This is a genomic window from Pseudomonas sp. rhizo66 (assembly GCF_031931925.1).
Lineage (GTDB): Bacteria > Pseudomonadota > Gammaproteobacteria > Pseudomonadales > Pseudomonadaceae > Aquipseudomonas.
Genome location: NZ_JAUJWZ010000002.1, coordinates 157,099 through 174,536 on the forward strand (window position 1 = coordinate 157,099; position 17,438 = coordinate 174,536).

The following is a 17,438-nucleotide window of genomic DNA, read 5'->3' on the forward strand; positions in this document are numbered from 1 at the left end:
GACGGGTCTGAGGTTGCTGGACAAGTCGCGGTACTGCCGACTTGATCCAACGCCCGGTCGTCATAGCATGAGGTTGCCAGGACGGCTGCTTCATCGTGGGATGCCATGAATTTCATTCTTTACTCGGACGTCAATGACAGTTCCATCGGCCAGAGTCTCGGGCGTCCGGAATACAGTTACTACTTCGTGCTCAAAGCCTATCGCCCGGTGCTGGAAAGTCTTGGGCATGTGCACGTGGTGTCGTCCACCGCCGATGTCGATCCGCTGTATCGACAACGGCTTGCCGCCGGCGAAGACAGCCTCTTCCTGTCGTTCACTCCGCCGCAGAAAACCCCGGTCGACCTCGAATGCCCGACCGTGTGTGTGGTGGCGTGGGAGTTCGACTCGATTCCTGACGAGCAATGGGACAACGACCCGCGCCAGGACTGGACGCAGATGCTCGCTCGCCATGGGCGGGTTATCACCCTGTCGAGCCACACCGCCCGGGCCATTCGCCGCGCCATGGGCGAAGACTTCCCGGTGTTGGTATTGCCCACGCCGCTATGGGAAAACTTCGCGGCGATTCGTCAGCAGACGCTCAGTCTGCCGGTCAAGTCAGGCACGTCGCTGGCGATCAAAGGCTGCATTTTCGATACCCGTACCCTCGGTCTTTGCGCCGATGCGCTGATTCCGACGCCGATCACGCCTGAAGAGGAAGCCGCGCTGGCGGCCGAAATCGAAGCCGCACGTCCGCCGCCACTGACCCTCAAACGCCGCTTCGTCATTGCCCGGCATTATCTGCGTCTATGGGCGCTGGATCTGGGACACGCGCAGGCAGAGCCGGTGCCGCGGGTCAAGTTTCTCTATCACTGGTATTGGGAAGGCATTCGCGATCTGGTGCCGGACACGCTGCATGGCTGGCTCGAACAGCGTCTGCCGGCTGTGTGCGGGCCGCTGCCGGTGCCTGTAGTCGAACCGGTGACGCTGGACTTGCCGGACACCACATCGGTGGTCGAGACCACAGTCGACGGTGTGGTGTACGTCACGGTGTTCAACCCCAAGGACGGGCGCAAGAACTGGCATCAACTGATTACCGCATTCTGTTGGGCGTTTCGCGAAACGTCCGACGCGACGCTCGTGTTGAAGATTACCCAGAACGATCTGGCCTCCTACTACAGCGAGTTGATGACATTGCTTGCGCAACTCACGCCGTTCGCCTGCCGGGTGGTGGTGATGCACGGTTACCTCGACGACGCGCAATATGCCAGGCTCTATCAGGCCGCGAGTTTCTATGTGAACGCCTCACGCTGTGAAGGGCTGTGCCTGCCACTGATGGAGTTCATGTCCAGCGGCAAACCGGTGATTGCCCCCGATCACACGGCGATGGAAGACTACATCGATGACTCGGTGGCCTTCGTGATCAAGTCCAGCGAAGAGCTGACGATCTGGCCGCAGGACACCCGCATCATCTACCGCACATTGCGTCATCGCCCGGACTGGGGCTCGTTGAAAAACGCCTACGAACACAGCTATCGGATGGCCAGGACCCAGCCTCAGGATTATCAGCGGATGTCCATCGCCGCCATCGATCGCATGCACGATTACTGCGCGTTCGCCCCTGTGCAAAAACGCATGGCGGACTTTTTCGCGCTGGTACCCAGGGCTGCCGATGCCGCGACCGTGACGGATAACGCCTCATGCTGATCATCATTCACTCGGAAACCAACCAGCACACCATCGCGCAGAACCTCGGGCGTTCGGAGTACAGCTACTACTTTGTGCTCAAGGAATATCGTCCGGTACTCGAACGACTCGGGCGGGTGGTGGAAGTGCTCGATCCGCAGGTTGAGGTCGATGCGCTGTACCTGGAGTGCCTGAGCCGCGGCGAGCCGTGTGTGTTTCTGTCGTTCTCGCCGCCACATCGCACCCCGGTGCACCTGGCGTGTCCGACATTGCCGGTGTTTGCATGGGAATTCAGCACCATCCCCAACGAGCCGTTTGCCGGTGAGCCGCGCAACGATTGGCGCACGGTGCTGGCTGCCTGTGGCGCGGCGATCACCCATTCCAGTTACACAGTGAACGCTGTGCGCGAAGCGATGACGGATGACTACCCGATAATTGCGGTGCCGGCGCCGGTGTGGGATCGCTTTGCCGCACGCGGTTCACAGTTGCAGGCGCAAACCACGACGGAGCCGTTGCGCCTGACGATCAAAGGGCTGGTGGCGGACAGTCGCACGCTCGATCTGAATGCGTTCGGCCCGGCCCATTTGCGCAGTGGCGTAGGCATCGATTTCACCGCGCCGGTCACCGCGCAGGAACTGTTGCTCGACGGTGTGGTGTACACCTCGGTGTTCAATCCCGGCGACGGGCGCAAGAACTGGGAAGACATGCTCAGCGCTTTCTGTGTGAGTTTTCGCGACGTCGAAGATGCCACGCTGGTGCTGAAACTGACCCACCACGATGCCGAAGAAGCCCTCAGCGACATCCTCCACCACCTGTACAAAAACCAGTCCTACCGCTGCCGCATCGTGTTGATCTACGGCTATCTCGCCGACCCGGATTACGAACGGTTGGTGCAGGCCACCCGTTACGTGGTCAACACGTCGTATGGCGAAGGTCAGTGTTTGCCATTGATGGAGTTCATGTCCTGCGGCAAACCGGCGGTGGCGCCGCGCACCACGGCAATGATCGATTACCTGAGCGCCGACAATGCCTTTCTGATCGAGTCCACCGACGAACTGACCGCCTGGCCGCACGACCCGCGTCGGGCCTTTCGCACGTTGCGTTATGTGACCAATTGGGCGTCGTTGTGTGCAGCCTATAAAGCCAGTTATGAGGTGGCGAAAAACCACCCGGCGCGTTACGCACAGATGTCGGCGCAAGCCGTCAACAGCCTGCAAGGTTTCTGCAGTCAGGCCGTGGCTGAACAGCGTCTGCAGGTATTCCTCGCACAGTTGTTCGAACAGCGCTGCATGGCCATGGAAACTCCCCAAGCATGAGCAGCAAACGGATCATGGACATTGAAGTCCTGCGCGCCATTGCCGTGCTGGGCGTGCTGTTCCACCATCTGCAGGGCAGCCTGTTCACCGACCCGGTGCCGTTGCTGGAGAAGATTCATGGCTGGGCGCAGCCGTGGTGGGGCGTCGATCTGTTCTTCGCGATTTCCGGTTTTGTCATCGCCCGTAGCCTGATTCCGACGCTGCAAGGCTGTACGACTCGCCGGGAATATTGGCAGCAAACGCGCAATTTCTGGCTGCGCCGGGCGTTTCGCCTGTTGCCGTCGGCCTGGTTGTGGCTGGCGCTGATGCTGCTGGCCTGCGTGTTTCTCAACCGTTCCGGCGCGTTCGGGACGTTGTCCGCGAACCTGCAAGCGACGCTGGCCGGGGTGCTGCAGTACGCGAACTTCCGTTTTGCCGACAGCTTCTTTCATTACGAGTACGGCAGCAGTTTTGTCTACTGGAGCCTGGCGCTGGAGGAGCAGTTCTATCTGCTATTCCCGCTGTTGATTGTGCTGTTTCGCCAGCGTCTGGTCTGGGCGTTGCTGGCTCTGGTGGCGGTGCAGATTCTGAGCGTGCGCACGCCGTTGCTGATGTTCGTGCGGACAGACGCGCTGGCACTCGGCGTGTTGTTGGCGATGTGGAGCGCGCAGCCGGGTTATCAACGCTGGGAGCCGACCTTCTTGCGTCGACCGTGGGCCGCAATTGCGACGTTTATCGCCATCGGATCACTGTTGAGCTTCATGGCCACCGACCGTTTCACTTTTGCCCCTTACCGTATCGGATCGATTGCCGTACTCGGCGCCTTGCTGGTGTGGATCGCTTCGTACAACCGCGACTACCTGATGCCTGCCGGTGCTGTGCAGCGTGTGCTGGCGTGGGTCGGCAGTCGCTCCTACGGTATGTACCTGATCCACATTCCGGCCTATCAACTGGTGCGTGAACTGATCTTCCGTTTGCAGAACGCCGGGTTGCCCAGCCCCGCCGGGCATCCGATCGTCACCCTGTTGCTCGCGTTCGGCCTGATCGTGCTGCTCAGCGAACTGAATTACCGCGTTATCGAAATGCCGATGCGCAACCGTGGCGCAGCATTGGTCAAACGCCTCGGCACGTCCCGAACCGCCATCCCATCCCCTGGAGCCACCTCATGCTGAGCCTTTTGAAGAAACTCACGGCGGGCACGCCTGCTCCGGCCGCCGCGCAGCCTGTCGCGGCGGTCGCCGAGAAGACCGATCCGTACATGCTCGGCCTGCACGATGCGATGCTCAGTGGCTGGTTCAACCAGGAAACCGGCGAGCTGTTCAAAGGCTTTCCGGTGACCGCCGATGACACCCTGCTCGACGTCGGCTGCGGTGATGGCGGCAACGTGCATTTCTGCGGCATGCGTGGGGCGAAGATCATCATTGCCGACATCGACTCAGCGAAGGTCGAAGCGACCCGTCAGCGCCTCAGCGATACCCCGGCGCGGGATATCGAATGCCACGTCACCGACTGCAACCCGCTGCCGATTGCCGACGGCACGGCCACGCGTGTGGTGTCCACGGAAGTCATCGAACACGTCGACGACCCGGCGCAGTTCCTTGCCGAACTGGTGCGCGTCGGCAAGCCAGGCGCCCTGTACTTGCTGAGCGTGCCGCACCCAAGCTCCGAAGACCTGCAAAAAGATATCGCCGCGGCTGAGTATTTCCAGAAGCCCAATCACATTCGCATCATCAGCGAAGACCAGTTCAAGGCGATGGTCAGTGAAGCGGGGCTGGAGATCATCAGCCACAGCCAATACGGGTTTTACTGGTCAATGTGGATGTTGCTGTTCTGGGAAGCCAAGGTCGATTTCAGTAACCCGGATCATCCGCTGCTCAATCACTGGGCCGACACCTGGCAAGCGGTGCTGGACTCGCCGCGCGGCGCGCAGATCAAACAGGCGCTGGATGCCGTTGTTGCGAAAAGCCAGGTAATCATTGCCCGCAAACCCGCCGCACCCCTGTAGGCGCTGCGGCACGCTGCGATCTTTTGATCTTGATCCTGAAAAACAAGATCAAAGGATCGCAGCCTCGTTTCACTCGACAGCACCTACAGGATTTTTGTGTAACCTTGCAGCCTTGTGGTGTCAGGGGGTTGGAAGGTATGCGATTTATTGTGGGTCTGTTCTTGGGCATCTTGCTTGTGGGTTGCAAGCAGCAAGACGCGCCACCCCTCGACCAACAACTCTACATCTGGCAACGCCAATGGACGCCAGCCCACGAGGCTGCGCTGCGTGACAGTCGCCAGGATTTCTCGACGCTACGCATCCTCGCACTGCAAGCCTTTCCTAATGCCGGATGGCGCCGGGCGCGAATCGATGCGCAATTATTGAAAGCCGATGGTCGTCCGTTGATTGCGGTGATTCGTCTCGACGGCCAACTCAAGTCGCTGGATCAGGATCAGGTCACCGCGCAGATTCTCCAGGTGCTTGCCGATTGGCAGGCGCAAGGTCTGACGCTGAACGGCGTCGAGATCGATCATGATGCGGGCAATGCGCGGTTGCCGGCGTACGCTGAATTGCTCAAACATCTGCGTGCGGCGTTGCCGACAAATATCCCGCTGAGCATCACGGCACTGCCGGCCTGGCTCGACAGTGCTCAATTGCCCGAACTCCTGCAAACCGTCGACAGCAGCGTGCTGCAAGTGCATGCCGTTAGCGATCCGCGCCGGGGGTTATTCGATCCTGAGCAGGCGTTGAAGTGGGCCAGGGCCTGGGCGCGTGTTACCGACAGATCGTTCTACCTGGCGTTGCCAGCTTACGGTGTCGCGCTGTTGCCCGATGACGGCGGGGCGCCGGTGGTGGAGAGCGAAGTGCAGCTTGAACGTGGCGGTGAGCGCCGCGAGCTGCTGGCTGATCCGCTGCAGCTGAGCCAGCTCGGTCAAGCATTGCGCGAAGATCCGCCGACGCATCTGGCCGGGCTGATCTGGTTTCGCTTGCCGCTGGCCAATGATCGCCGCGCCTGGAGCCTGACTACCCTGCGCGCGGTCGCCCGGGGTGAGCAACTGGCCAGTCAGCTCGGCGTGACGCTCAGTGAGCACGAAGGCCTCTACGACATCAGACTCGACAACCCCGGCAACCTCGACAGTGCCTGGCCGGCGCAGATCACGCTGAAGGCGAAAAGCTGCGAAGGCGCCGATGCGCTCGCCGGTTACTCGTTGCAACAAAGCCCGGATCTGCTTACCTTCACCCGCCTGCGCGACGGCCGCTTGCCGGCGGGTGGGCAGCGCGCTATCGGTTGGGCGCGTTGCGCCGATATTGATCAAGGAGGTTCGCATGTTGACCCGTAACTGGCCCCGCCATCTGCTCTGCCTGAGCCTCTGCCTGCCGCTGGGTTCGGCGCTGGCCTGCGGACCGGATTTCCCGATGCGCCTGCTCGACAATCGCGGCCAGACCCTGGCGGATCTGCCTGAGGGCAATTTCAGTTTCGAACTCAGTCGCCTCGGCAAAACCATCGCCGGGCTGAAGAACGTCACCGCTGCGACGCACAATCCCAACGATGTGTACGGCGAGGAAAACGCCGCCGCCGAGTCTCGGGAAATCGCCGAACAAGCCGGCCTGAGCGCCGAGCAACAAGGTTTGGTCAAGCAATTGCGCGGCCTGACCGATGCGCGTCAGGTCGAGGCGCAGGGTGCCAGTCTGCCGGCGGAGATCCGTTTGTACGTCGCCGGTGCGGTGGCATTTGCCACGGGCGATCATCAACTCGCGGTCGAGTATTTCAACAAGCTGCTGGCCTTGCCGGCGGACCAGCGTCCGTTGCGCAGCACGTGGGCGGCGTATTCGCTGGGCCGCAGCTGGTTCGCCATGAGCAGCGAAGGCGCGGATGCGGTCGAGGCGCTGGAGCAAGCGCGTGACGCCTTCCGCCAGACCCGGCAGATGAGCATCGACGGTTTCAGCGATCCGCTGGAGCTGGGTGTCGCCAGCCTCGGCGAAGAGGCACGGGTGCTGCGTTCTGGCGGCGACTGGAGCGGCGCCATCGAGTTGTATGAAGCGCAAAACCTTCATGGTTCGGGCGTGGGTTACACCTCGCTCAAGCAATTGATGAATGAACTGGCCGAGTTGCCCGAGGCCGAACTGGCCAGGTTGTTCCAGCATAAAGCGGTACAGCAACTGGTCACGGCATCGTTGGTCAGCCGTCAAGGCTGGTCGTATGGCGATGAACCACCGAACGAGAAAAAGCTCGTCAAGTTGCTGCAAAACAGCACGCGCGGCAGCCTCGAGAACGCCGATCGTCTGGCGGCGATGAGTTATCAACAGGGAGATTACGCTGGCGCCAAGGCCTTCCTTGAAAACGCCGGTGACGGTGGCCTGGCGTGGTGGCTGCGGGCCAAACTCGCGGTACGTGACGGCGATAAAAATGCCGCTGCGGCAGCTTATGCCAAAGCCGCGCAGGCCTTCCCGCAGAACGAGGACTGGGGTTACCGGCGCACGCCGGACTGGGCGTTTGAAAGTGTTCAACCGAAGTGCCGGGTCGAGGGCGAAAGCGCGATTCTCGCGTTGCAGCGTGGCGAATACCTGCAAGCCTTCGTGCAGTTGTATCGCAGCAACAGCACCTATTGGTTCGACGCTGCGACCGTGGCCGAGCGTGTGCTGACGGTTGAGGAATTAAAACGCTACGTCGATGAAAACGTGCCGGCGCCGCCAGCGTTGACCCAGCAGCAGCGCGACAACTACGTGCCGCTGCCGGTCGCCGCCAGCCTGCGCAATCTGCTCGGACGGCGCTTGCTGCGTGAAGGGCATTACGCCGACGCGGTCGCTTATTTCGACAATCCCGATCTGCAAAACAAGGCTCGACTCTACGGCGAACAACGCTTGAAGGCCGATGCCGCGTGGTGGCCGACCAAACGCGCCAGTGCCTTGTACAACGCCGCGTGGACAGCCCGCGAATGGGGCATGGATATTCTCGGTTACGAGATGGCGCCGGACTTCGCCACGTTCGGTGGCAACTACAGCCTGGAATCCACTGAACTGAAAGTCGGCCCGCTGGTGAGCGAGGCCGAAGTGCAACGTCAGGTCGCCAGTGAAGCGAAACCGGATCAGCGCTATCACTACCGTTTTGTTGCCACCGAGCTGGCCGGGCGTGCCGCCGACAATCTGCCGCACACCAGTCAGGCATTCGCTGCCGTGCTGTGCAACGCGGCCGGCTGGAACAGCAGCCTGGAAGATCAGAGCGCGTTGTATCAGCGTTACGTCAAGGAAGGTCCGTTCGTCCCGTGGGCCGTGGATTTCGGCAATCAGTGCCCGTACCCGGATTTCGAAAACGCCGACAAGCGTTACGTCACCCAAGTCACCGATGCTGTGCGCTCGTCGCTGCGGCCGTACAAGTGGCCGGTGCAGATCGGCGCGCTCGTGTTGGTCGCGGCCGCCGCGTTGCTGTTGATCAGCCGTCGCCAGCGCAAGGTCCGCAAAGGCTAAGCCTGCTGGACGAACGTCAGGCGCACGGCGAAACCGATCAGCAGGCTGCCGAACAGCCATTGTTGTACGCGTTGGGCCGTTGGACTGTGTTGCAGCCAACGACCCAGCGCGGCGCCGGTGAGGGCGTAAGCACTGTCGAACAGCAGGCCGACGCCGACCAGTAGCATGCCGAGCACGGCGAACTGGCTCAGTACCGGCGCGCCGTCATTGACGATGAATTGCGGCAGCAACACCGAGCAGAACAGCAACGCTTTGGGGTTGAGCAGGTTGGTCAGCAAACCGCGTCGGACGGCTTCGCGCCATTGCCCTTGTGCCTCGTTTGCCGCACCCGCATTCAGGTTCGGCAGCAGGGTGCTACGCAGGCATTGAATGCCGATACACAGCAGATACGCCGCCCCCGCCAATCGCACCACCTCGAATGTCCATGGCGCCGCTTTGAACAGCACCGCCAGCCCCAGCGCGGCCAGGGCTACGTGACAACCACGGGCGATGCCCAGACCGATCGCGGTGGCCAGCGCCGCGCCGCGTCCCTGCCGGGCACCGGTTTGCAGCAGCAGGATCATGTCCGGGCCGGGCAATAGATAGACCACTGCCAATGCCATGAAGAACAGCCAGAGACTCGCCATGTCGCAGTCCTTTCGTTGTCGATTCGGTGCGCCAAGTCTAGGGCCGAAAGGCGGGGCAGGTGCTTGCGTAGTCAGCTTCAAAAGCACGCCGGATTGGCATAACCTGCTGGTTTTCAGTGCCATGACTATTGGAATCTGCCAACCATGAAACTAGACGCCTTCGACCGCAAGATTCTCGCGGCCCTGCAACGCAACGGACGCCTGAGCAATGTCGAGTTGGCGGATGAAATCGGCTTGTCGGCCTCGCCGTGTCTGCGCCGGGTGCGGATGCTCGAAGAGGCCGGGGTGATTCGCGGTTATCAGGCCAATCTCGATCGCGATGAAGTCGGACTGGGGCTGACGGTGTTTGTCGGGGTCAAGGTCGAGCGCCACAACGATGAACAGGCCGAGGCGTTTTATGCCGCGGTGACAGCGTTGCCGGAAGTGATTTCGGCGTTTCTGGTGTCGGGGGAATCAGACTTTCTGCTGCAAGTGGTGGTGCCGGATCTGCGTGCGTATGACCGGTTTCTCAGTGGCTGCCTGCTGAAGCTGCCGGGGGTGAGTGACATCCGCAGCAACTTTGCGATTCACACGGTGAAGACGCCGGGGGCGTTGCCGCTGGGGCATCTTCCGTTATAGACCGAGTCGCATCCTTCGCGAGCAAGCTCGCTCCCACAGTGACCGCGTTCCTCCAGCAGGAGCACGGTCAACTGTGGGAGCTGGCTTGCCAGCGATAGCGGTGTGTCAGCGACCGCAACGGTTACAGGACTGACGCCATCGCTGGCAAGCCAGCTCCCACAGGGTTTGGGTGACCACCTACATCTGCGTCGCCATCCCCTCGACATTCATCGCCGCCTGGCGCAACGCTTCGGACCTTGTTGGATGCGGGTGACACGTCAACGCAATGTCCTCCGCCGAAGCACTGAACTCCATCGCCACGCAAAACTCGCCGATCATTTCACTCACGCTCGGGCCGACCAGGTGCACGCCGAGGATTTCATCGGTGCGCTCGTCGGCGATGACTTTGGCGAAACCCTCGGTCTCGTGATTGATCTTCGCCCGGCTGTTGGCGGTGAACGGGAATTTGCCGACCTTGTAGGCGCGTCCTTCAGCCTTGAGCTGTTCTTCGGTCTTGCCGACGCTGGCCAGTTCCGGTCTGGTGTAGATCACGTTGGGGATCAGGTCGTAATTGACCTCGCCGGCCTTGCCGTGGATCTGCTCGACGCAGGCCATCGCTTCGTCTTCAGCCTTGTGCGCGAGCATCGGCCCTGAGGTGACGTCACCGATCACCCAGACCCCGGCGGCTTCGGTGCGGTGCTGTTTGTTGGCGAGCATGCCGCGTTTGTCGGTGCTCAGGCCGACGTTCTCCAGACCGAGGCCCTGCGTATAAGGGCGGCGGCCGATGGCTACCAGCACGTAATCGGCTTCCAGCAACTCGGCAGTGCCGCCAGCGGCCGGTTCGACGCTGAGCTGTACTCCTGCGGCTGATGAGGTGGCGCTGGTGACTTTCGAACTCAATTTGAAAGCCATGCCCTGTCTGCTCAGCGAGCGTTGCAGGGCTTTGCCGGCCTCGCCATCGACGCCCGGGCAGATGCGGTCGAGGTATTCGACCACGGTGACCTGCGCACCCAGGCGCCGCCATACCGAGCCCAGTTCCAGGCCGATCACGCCGGCACCGATCACCACCAGATGCTTGGGCACTTCGCTCAGGGAAAGCGCGCCGGTCGAATCAAGGATACGTTTGTTGTCGATCTCGACGCCGGGCAGGGGAGTGGGCTCGGAACCGGTGGCGATGATGATGTCCTTGGCGGCCAGCTCGACTTTGCTGCCCTGAGCGTCGGTCACCGTGACCTTGCCGGGGCCATCGATGTGGCCCCAGCCCTTGATCCAGTCGACCTTGTTCTTGCGAAACAGAAACTCGATGCCTTTGGTCAGGCCGGCGACGCTCTCGTCTTTCTGTTTCATCATTTGCGCGAGGTTGAGTGTCGGTTTGACCTCGATGCCGAGGTTGGCGAATTCCGCACCCATCGCCGCGTCGTAAAGCTCTGATGCATGCAGCAAGGCTTTGGACGGCATGCAACCTACGTTCAGGCAGGTGCCGCCGAGGGTTGCCCGGCCTTCGACGCAAGCGGCCTTGAGGCCCAACTGGCCGGCGCGGATCGCCGCGTTATAACCACCGGGCCCGCCGCCCAGAATCACCACGTCATAGTTGCTCATGCGCTTGCTCCTGATGGATGGATGCGGATCGCTAAAAGTAGCTCTGGATAAAAATTACGAACGTAATATGTGCGTTCGCGGACATTTCGGTCAAGGCTTCAGGCAAGCGACAGGTTGGGCATCTTTGAATAAGCGTAATTGTGTACGAATATTTCACGATTTTCGTTATATCGTAACGATATGCAATGTGGACTAATGAATTTGGGGTGATATGCAAGTCGATCTGGAAGTGGATGGCACGCAAGTGACCGCACTGCCGCGCTTTCAGCAGGCGGCCGAGCAGTGCCGGCGTCTGCGCCGTTGGGCGATCGGCCTCGGCGGATTGGCCGGGGCAGGGTGGGTGCTGGCGTTTTTTGTCGGGCTGTTTGCCCCGCAGTCATTGTGGCTGCCGCTGCTGATCAATCAGAGCGCCGCGCTGCTGGTGCTGGTTGCCGGGCTGCAATCGGCGTGGTGGGTGACGCGATGGCGTGCGCGGGTGATCAATCCAGTTGTGCTGGCGCCGCTTGCCGTGGAGAAACAACCCGCGCCGCAAGGGTGGTATGAGCGGCTGCTGGATCGCTTGAGTCAGCGCGGTCTGCATCTGCTTGGTCAGATCGGCGCGGCGACGCTGTGGTTGGGTGGCTGGGCGCTGCTGGCGGTGCTGAGTATCGATCAAACGTGGAATCTGACGTTGCCGGCCGCTGCCACGGGTTTATCGGCAACGGTAGGCGCAGGGTTGGCGTTGTTGCTGGGGTTCGGTTTGTTGGTGCTGGAGCGGCAACTGGCCCAGGAGAACCCGGCGCAATGGCCGGAAGCAGCTTCACTGGCGCAACTGGCCCGTGTGGCGATCATCAGCCTGGTGCTGGGCGCGCTGTGTTTGCTGTTCGCTGGCGAGAACGCCGTGTGGCCAGTACGCGTCGCTGTGCTTATGGGTATCTTGCCGGGATTGGTTGCGATCGAGTTGTTATTGCGCTCCGTTCTTTCAGTTTTCAGTCCTCGTCGCGAGCAGCTTGAGCCGACCCTGCTGGCGCGCAGTTTTGTCGCTGATATGTTGCGCTGGCCGCCACAACCGTTGCTCGCTTTGCAGCATGAATTGCACAACCGGTTTGGTATCGATCTGCGTCAGATCTGGGCGTTCAGTTACATGCGTCGCGCCTTTTTACCCGTGCTGGCGCTGGTGGCGACAGTGGGTTGGTTGCTTACCGGCATCCACGAAATTCCGCTACAGGGACGCGGTATTTATGAGCGCTTCGGTAAACCGGTGCAGGTGTTTGGTCCCGGTTTGCACAGCGGTTTACCTTGGCCGCTGGGACGGGTGTTGATCGTCGAAAATGGCGTGGTGCATGAACTGGCGACCAGCGTCGGCGACAAGCCTATTCCGCTGCAAGCCGACCCCGCTGAAGGCCCTGCGCCGATCACCGCCAACCGTTTGTGGGACGCCAGTCACGTCAACGACAAGTCGCAAGTCATCGCCAGCAGCCGTGGCGAGCAGCAGAGCTTTCAGATCGTCAACATGGACGTGCGCTTCGTCTATCGCATCGGCCTCAGCGATCAGGCCGCACTGGCGGCGACGTACAACAGCGCGGATGTGCCAACGCTGATCCGCAGCACCGCCAGCCGGATTCTGGTGCACGACTTTGCCTCGCGCACGCTGGACGGTTTACTCGGTGAAGACCGGGTAGGGCTGGGCGAAGAGATTGGTCGCGCGGTGCAGCGCGACCTGCAAAAACTCGACAGTGGCGTGGAGATTCTCGCCACGGTCGTCGAAGCCATTCACCCGCCGGCCGGTGCCGCCAATGCCTATCACAGTGTGCAAGCCGCGCAGATTGGCGCGCAGGCATTGATCTCCCGCGAGCGTGGCGCCGCAGCTGAAGCCAGCAATCAGGCGCAGTTGCAGGCCAGCCTGGCTCGCGATCAGGCCAGCGCCAATGCGCGAGAAACCAGCGCAACCGCGCAGGCGGCCGACTTGAAGTTCAGCGCCGAGCAAAAAGCCTACGCCAGTGCCGGCCAGGCTTTTGTGCTGGAGCAATACCTTGGCCAGCTCGGCCAAGGCCTGAGCAAAGCGAGATTGCTGATACTCGACCACCGTCTGGGCGGCAGCAGCAATGCGCCGACCATCGACCTGCGTACGTTCACGCTGCCGGCTGACCCGACGCCTGCGCGCACCACCGCTCAACCAGGAGTCGCCCATTGAGCCAGTCGCACACACACGATCATCATGACCACGGTGGCCACGATCACGGTCACGGCGGGCATCACCATCACCACGGACATCATCACGTTGCACCGGAAGAGGCGGGGCCTTTTCCTTGGCGGCGGATGGGCTGGGCAGTCTTAGTGGTAGCGTTTGCCATTGCGGCGGCGAGCCTGGTGCAGGTGCGTTCCGGCGAGGCCACGGTTATTACACGCTTTGGCAATCCATCGCGGGTACTGCTTGATCCGGGTTTGAGCTGGCGATGGCCGGCGCCGTTCGAGGCGGCGATTCCGGTGGACCTGCGTTTGCGCACGACGTCCAGCGGCTTGCAGGATGTCGGCACTCGTGACGGTTTGCGCATCATCGTGCAGGCCTACGTGGCGTGGCAGGTGCAGGGCGATGCGGACAACGTGCAGCGATTCATGCGTGCGGTGCAGAATCAGCCGGACGAAGCCGCGCGGCAGATTCGTACCTTTGTCGGCTCGGCGCTGGAAACCACCGCGAGCAGTTTTGATCTGGCGAATCTGGTGAACACCGATGCCAGTCAGGTGCGTATCGCCGATTTTGAAGCGCAGTTGCGCCAACAGATTGATCAGCAATTACTCGCGACGTATGGCGTGCGGGTTGTGCAAGTCGGCATCGAGCGTTTGACCTTGCCGTCGGTGACGCTCACCGCCACGGTTGATCGCATGCGCGCCGAGCGAGAAACAATCGCCACTGAGCGCACAGCCATCGGTAAACGTGAAGCCGCGCAAATCCGTTCCGCAGCCGAGCGCGATGCGCGAATGGTGCAGGCTGACGCGACAGTAAAAGCGGCGGAAATCGAAGCGCAGTCTCGTGTCGAAGCGGCGCAGATTTATGGCCGTGCGTACGCCAGTTCACCGCAGCTCTACAATTTGCTGCGCTCACTGGACACCCTCGGCACCATCGTCACGCCAGACACCAAACTGATTCTGCGCACCGACGCCGCGCCATTCCGGGTATTGGTCGATGGCCCGCCGACCCTCGACAGCAAAACCGGATCGCAGCCATGAATGAAGAAGTTCCACGTGGAACACATGCGCTGAACAGTCCGTGGATTCAGGCTGGGCGTTTGGCATTTTTTGCCTTGTACGCGGTGACGCTTCTGGCGGCATTGGCCTGGGTGTTTTCCAACGTGCGGCAGATTGATCCGCAGAATCGCGCAGTGGTGTTGCATTTCGGCGCGCTGGATCGCATCCAGAATGCCGGTCTGCTATTGGCCTGGCCGCAGCCATTCGAACAAGTGATTTTGCTGCCGGCAGCCGATCGGGTAATCGAGCGTCGCGTCGAGAATCTGTTGCGCAGTGATGAGGCGCTGAAGGCCGATCGGGTCGCTTCCTTTGCCACCCCCCTGAGCGATGCGCTGGCGGGATCTGGTTATTTATTGACCGGTGACGCCGGTGTGGTGCAGCTGGATGTGCGGGTGTTTTACAAAGTCACCGACCCTTACGACTTCGTGTTGCAGGGCGAGCATGTTTTGCCGGCGCTGGATCGCTTGGTGACACGCAGCGCGGTGGCGCTGACGGCCGCGCGCGATCTGGACACCATTCTGGTCGCTCGCCCGGAGTTGATCGGCGCTGACAATCAAGCCGCGGAACGTCGGGAAAAACTGCGTGGCGATCTGGTGCAAGGCATCAACAAGCGCTTGGCCGAGTTGAAGGCAAGCGGGCAGGGCATCGGCATCGAAGTGGCGCGGGTGGATGTGCAATCGAGTCTGCCGGATCCGGCGGTCAGTGCTTTCAACGCGGTGCTGACCGCCAGTCAACAGGCCGACAAAGCCGTGGCCAATGCGCGCACCGACGCCGAGAAACTGACCCAGACCGCCAACGAACAAGCCGACCGCACGCTGCAAGTCGCTCACGCGCAGGCCGGTGAGCGCTTGGCCAAAGCCTCTGCCGATACGGCCACGGTGTCGAGTCTGGCCAACACTACCGACCCGCAAATGCTCCTGCGCCTGTACCGCGAGCGCATGCCGAAGATTCTCGGCCAGGCCGGATCGGTGACCACGGTCGACCCGAAAGACGATTCCCGCCTGATCATTCAGGGAGCCAGTAAATGACTGCGACAACCGCCGCACCGAGCCTGTTGTCTTCGGCCGAACAACGCCGCGCTGCACGGCAACTAACCTTGGCCATGCTTGCACTGGGCCTGCTTGGTCTGGGTTTGATCTGGCGCTGGCAGATGCCCGAGCAAACCGGTGTCAGTCAGTTGCTGCTTGGGTTTGCATCGTTATTGGTGGGCGTGCCGGTGATGCGATCGGCGTGGTACAGCCTGCGCTATCCGAGCCTGCACGGCATCACCGATCAACTGATCGCCCTGGCGATGCTCGGCGCCTGGGCGACCGGTGATCTGCTGACGGCGGCATTGCTGCCGATCATCATGATCTTCGGCCATGTGCTGGAGGAGCGCAGCGTCATCGGCTCGCAGGAGGCGATCCATGCCCTTGGCCAACTGACGCGCAGTCATGCGCGCAAGGTTCAGGCTGACGGCTCGATCATCGAAGTGGACAACGGCACGTTGAAAGCCGGCGACACCGTTGAAGTCCGCGCCGGTGATCGGATTCCCGCCGATGGTCGAGTCTTGTCCGGTCAGGCCAGTCTCGACACCGCGTCGATTACCGGTGAATCGGTGCCGGTCGAGGCAGGCGTCGGCCTGTCGGTGTTTGGCGGTGCGATCAACCTCGACGGCTTGCTGCGTATCGAAGTGACGCGCACCGGTGGCGAGTCAACGCTGGGCAAGGTCATTGCGTTGATGCAGAACGCCGAACGCTCGAAACCGCCCATCACCCGCTTGCTCGAACGTTACGCCGGCAGTTACATGGTGCTGGTCTTGCTGCTGGCGGCAGTGACCTGGTTTATCACTCACGATGCGCAAGCAATGCTCGCGGTACTGGTCGCCGCCTGTCCGTGTGCGCTGGTGTTGTCGGCCCCGGCCACGGCGATTGCCGGTGTGGCGGTGGCCGCACGTCACGGCATTCTGATCCGCAGTTCGGCGTTCCTCGAGGAACTGGCCGATCTGACCTCGCTGGTGGTCGACAAGACCGGCACCCTGACTTACGGCACTCTGCGCCTGCAGTCGATCAACAACCCGCGCGCAGAGTCATCCGTGATCATCGCGCTCGCCGCCAGCCTCGGCGCGGCGAGCAGCCACCCGGTCAGTCGTGCGCTGGCAGGGTTGGTCAGCCAGGAAGAGTGTTTACCCCTGACTGATATTCACGAGCGCCAAGGCCTCGGCGTGGTGGCCATGACCGCGCAGGGCGAAGCCGCGCTGGGCCGCCCGGAGTTGTTCGCGCAACTGGGCATCACCACGACAACGGTTCCCGATCACGACGGACCCATCGCCGGTTTGGCATTGAACGGTGAATTCCTCACCTGGCTGTTGCTCGCCGACACGGTTAAACCGGAAGCCCGTTTCGCCCTCGACGAATTGCGCGAGTTGGGTCTCGGCCGGCAATTGTTGCTGACCGGTGATCGCCAAAGCGTGGCGCAATCGCTGGCCAGAGACGTCGGCTTGCATGAAGTCGAAGCCCAAGCCTTGCCCGAGGACAAACTCAATCGCGTACTCAAGGAAATCGACAATGGCTTCCGGCCGATGGTGGTCGGTGACGGCATCAATGATTCCCTCGCGCTCAAGGCGGGCGTGGTCGGCGTGGCCATGGGCGCGGGCGGAGCGGACATCGCACTGGCCTCGGCCGATATCGTCTTGATCGGCAGTGACCTGCGCCGTCTCGGTACGTGTGTACGGCTCAGTCGCCAGTGTCGCAGAACGTTGCAGGTCAACGTGATCATCGGCTTGGGCTGGACGCTGGCCATCGTCGTGTTCGCTGCATTCGGTTGGCTGGGTGCTGCCGGGGCGATGATCGCTGCGCTGTTGCACAACCTCAGCACATTGCTGGTCCTCGGTAACGCCGGGCGCTTGCTGCGCTTTCAGGAACCGCTGCTCAAACTCGAAAAAGACCTTTGAAATTATTTTTCGATCCTCTGTAACGCCGTTGGGGCCGCTCTCTCTAGTGC

13 protein-coding genes are annotated in these 17,438 nt (G+C 61.6%); 11 read left to right on the plus strand and 2 right to left on the minus strand.

Going from position 1 to position 17,438, the window contains the following annotated elements; genetic code table 11:
- Positions 1 to 105 precede the first annotated feature (105 nt).
- From QZR14_RS02750 to QZR14_RS02775, 6 genes are all read left to right on the plus strand, one after another.
- Positions 106 to 1,683, plus strand: a complete 1,578-nt coding sequence (locus QZR14_RS02750; RefSeq protein ID WP_311995837.1) for a glycosyltransferase — start codon at positions 106 to 108, stop codon at positions 1,681 to 1,683.
- Positions 1,677 to 2,978 carry a glycosyltransferase gene (locus QZR14_RS02755; RefSeq protein WP_311995838.1) on the plus strand — a complete coding sequence of 434 codons (1,302 nt, stop codon included), beginning with the start codon at positions 1,677 to 1,679 and terminating at the stop codon, positions 2,976 to 2,978. Before QZR14_RS02750 ends, QZR14_RS02755 begins: the two co-directional genes overlap by 7 nt.
- Entirely contained in the window at positions 2,975 to 4,129 is a 1,155-nt protein-coding gene (locus QZR14_RS02760) for an acyltransferase family protein (RefSeq protein WP_311995839.1), read from the plus strand. The genes QZR14_RS02755 and QZR14_RS02760 overlap by 4 nt, the downstream gene beginning before the upstream one ends.
- Positions 4,123 to 4,962 (plus strand): class I SAM-dependent methyltransferase, encoded by an 840-nt coding sequence (locus tag QZR14_RS02765; RefSeq protein WP_311995840.1) that lies wholly within the window; start codon positions 4,123 to 4,125, stop codon positions 4,960 to 4,962. Before QZR14_RS02760 ends, QZR14_RS02765 begins: the two co-directional genes overlap by 7 nt.
- Before the next feature lie 137 nt (positions 4,963 to 5,099).
- Positions 5,100 to 6,284 carry a DUF3142 domain-containing protein gene (locus QZR14_RS02770; RefSeq protein ID WP_311995841.1) on the plus strand — a complete coding sequence of 395 codons (1,185 nt, stop codon included), beginning with the start codon at positions 5,100 to 5,102 and terminating at the stop codon, positions 6,282 to 6,284.
- The gene (locus tag QZR14_RS02775; protein ID WP_250605588.1) at positions 6,271 to 8,409 is read left to right on the plus strand and encodes a hypothetical protein; all 2,139 of its coding nucleotides are present in this window, start codon (positions 6,271 to 6,273) and stop codon (positions 8,407 to 8,409) included. Before QZR14_RS02770 ends, QZR14_RS02775 begins: the two co-directional genes overlap by 14 nt.
- On the opposite strand, the gene QZR14_RS02780 is transcribed toward QZR14_RS02775, so the two are convergent.
- Complete coding sequence (locus QZR14_RS02780) at positions 8,406 to 9,035, minus strand: LysE family translocator (protein WP_311995842.1); 630 nt, start codon at positions 9,033 to 9,035, stop codon at positions 8,406 to 8,408. The genes QZR14_RS02775 and QZR14_RS02780 overlap by 4 nt on opposite strands.
- Before the next feature lie 144 nt (positions 9,036 to 9,179).
- Between QZR14_RS02780 and QZR14_RS02785 the strand changes: the two genes are divergently transcribed.
- A complete protein-coding gene (locus QZR14_RS02785) occupies positions 9,180 to 9,653 on the plus strand; it encodes an Lrp/AsnC family transcriptional regulator (RefSeq protein WP_007960832.1) in 474 nt (157 codons plus the stop codon).
- Between the two features lie 177 nt (positions 9,654 to 9,830).
- Here QZR14_RS02785 and lpdA read toward each other — a convergent pair whose 3' ends face one another.
- The gene (gene lpdA, locus QZR14_RS02790) at positions 9,831 to 11,231 is read right to left on the minus strand and encodes a dihydrolipoyl dehydrogenase (protein WP_311995843.1); all 1,401 of its coding nucleotides are present in this window, start codon (positions 11,229 to 11,231) and stop codon (positions 9,831 to 9,833) included.
- 211 nt (positions 11,232 to 11,442) lie between these two features.
- Between lpdA and hflK (QZR14_RS02795) the strand changes: the two genes are divergently transcribed.
- The 4 genes from hflK (QZR14_RS02795) to QZR14_RS02810 are packed head-to-tail and all read left to right on the plus strand — an operon-like array spanning position 11,443 to position 17,388.
- A complete protein-coding gene (hflK, locus tag QZR14_RS02795; protein WP_311995844.1) occupies positions 11,443 to 13,404 on the plus strand; it encodes a protease modulator HflK in 1,962 nt (653 codons plus the stop codon).
- On the plus strand, positions 13,401 to 14,438 hold the full coding sequence (hflC, locus tag QZR14_RS02800) for a protease modulator HflC (protein ID WP_311995845.1): 1,038 nt from the start codon (positions 13,401 to 13,403) through the stop codon (positions 14,436 to 14,438). The genes hflK (QZR14_RS02795) and hflC overlap by 4 nt, the downstream gene beginning before the upstream one ends.
- Complete coding sequence (gene hflK / locus QZR14_RS02805; RefSeq protein ID WP_194935714.1) at positions 14,435 to 15,484, plus strand: protease modulator HflK; 1,050 nt, start codon at positions 14,435 to 14,437, stop codon at positions 15,482 to 15,484. The genes hflC and hflK (QZR14_RS02805) overlap by 4 nt, the downstream gene beginning before the upstream one ends.
- Positions 15,481 to 17,388: a heavy metal translocating P-type ATPase gene (locus tag QZR14_RS02810; protein WP_311995846.1), complete on the plus strand. Its 1,908-nt coding sequence runs from the start codon at positions 15,481 to 15,483 to the stop codon at positions 17,386 to 17,388. Before hflK (QZR14_RS02805) ends, QZR14_RS02810 begins: the two co-directional genes overlap by 4 nt.
- Positions 17,389 to 17,438: the final 50 nt, after the last annotated feature.

Coding starts and splice junctions, on each gene's coding strand:
- QZR14_RS02750 (WP_311995837.1), top strand. CDS start 106: ATGAATTTCATTCTTTACTCGGACGTCAATGACAGTTCCATCGGCCAG.
- QZR14_RS02755 (WP_311995838.1), top strand. CDS start 1,677: ATGCTGATCATCATTCACTCGGAAACCAACCAGCACACCATCGCGCAG.
- QZR14_RS02760 (WP_311995839.1), top strand. CDS start 2,975: ATGAGCAGCAAACGGATCATGGACATTGAAGTCCTGCGCGCCATTGCC.
- QZR14_RS02765 (WP_311995840.1), top strand. CDS start 4,123: ATGCTGAGCCTTTTGAAGAAACTCACGGCGGGCACGCCTGCTCCGGCC.
- QZR14_RS02770 (WP_311995841.1), top strand. CDS start 5,100: ATGCGATTTATTGTGGGTCTGTTCTTGGGCATCTTGCTTGTGGGTTGC.
- QZR14_RS02775 (WP_250605588.1), top strand. CDS start 6,271: ATGTTGACCCGTAACTGGCCCCGCCATCTGCTCTGCCTGAGCCTCTGC.
- QZR14_RS02780 (WP_311995842.1), bottom strand. CDS start 9,035: ATGGCGAGTCTCTGGCTGTTCTTCATGGCATTGGCAGTGGTCTATCTA.
- QZR14_RS02785 (WP_007960832.1), top strand. CDS start 9,180: ATGAAACTAGACGCCTTCGACCGCAAGATTCTCGCGGCCCTGCAACGC.
- lpdA (WP_311995843.1), bottom strand. CDS start 11,231: ATGAGCAACTATGACGTGGTGATTCTGGGCGGCGGGCCCGGTGGTTAT.
- hflK (WP_311995844.1), top strand. CDS start 11,443: ATGCAAGTCGATCTGGAAGTGGATGGCACGCAAGTGACCGCACTGCCG.
- hflK (WP_194935714.1), top strand. CDS start 14,435: ATGAATGAAGAAGTTCCACGTGGAACACATGCGCTGAACAGTCCGTGG.
- QZR14_RS02810 (WP_311995846.1), top strand. CDS start 15,481: ATGACTGCGACAACCGCCGCACCGAGCCTGTTGTCTTCGGCCGAACAA.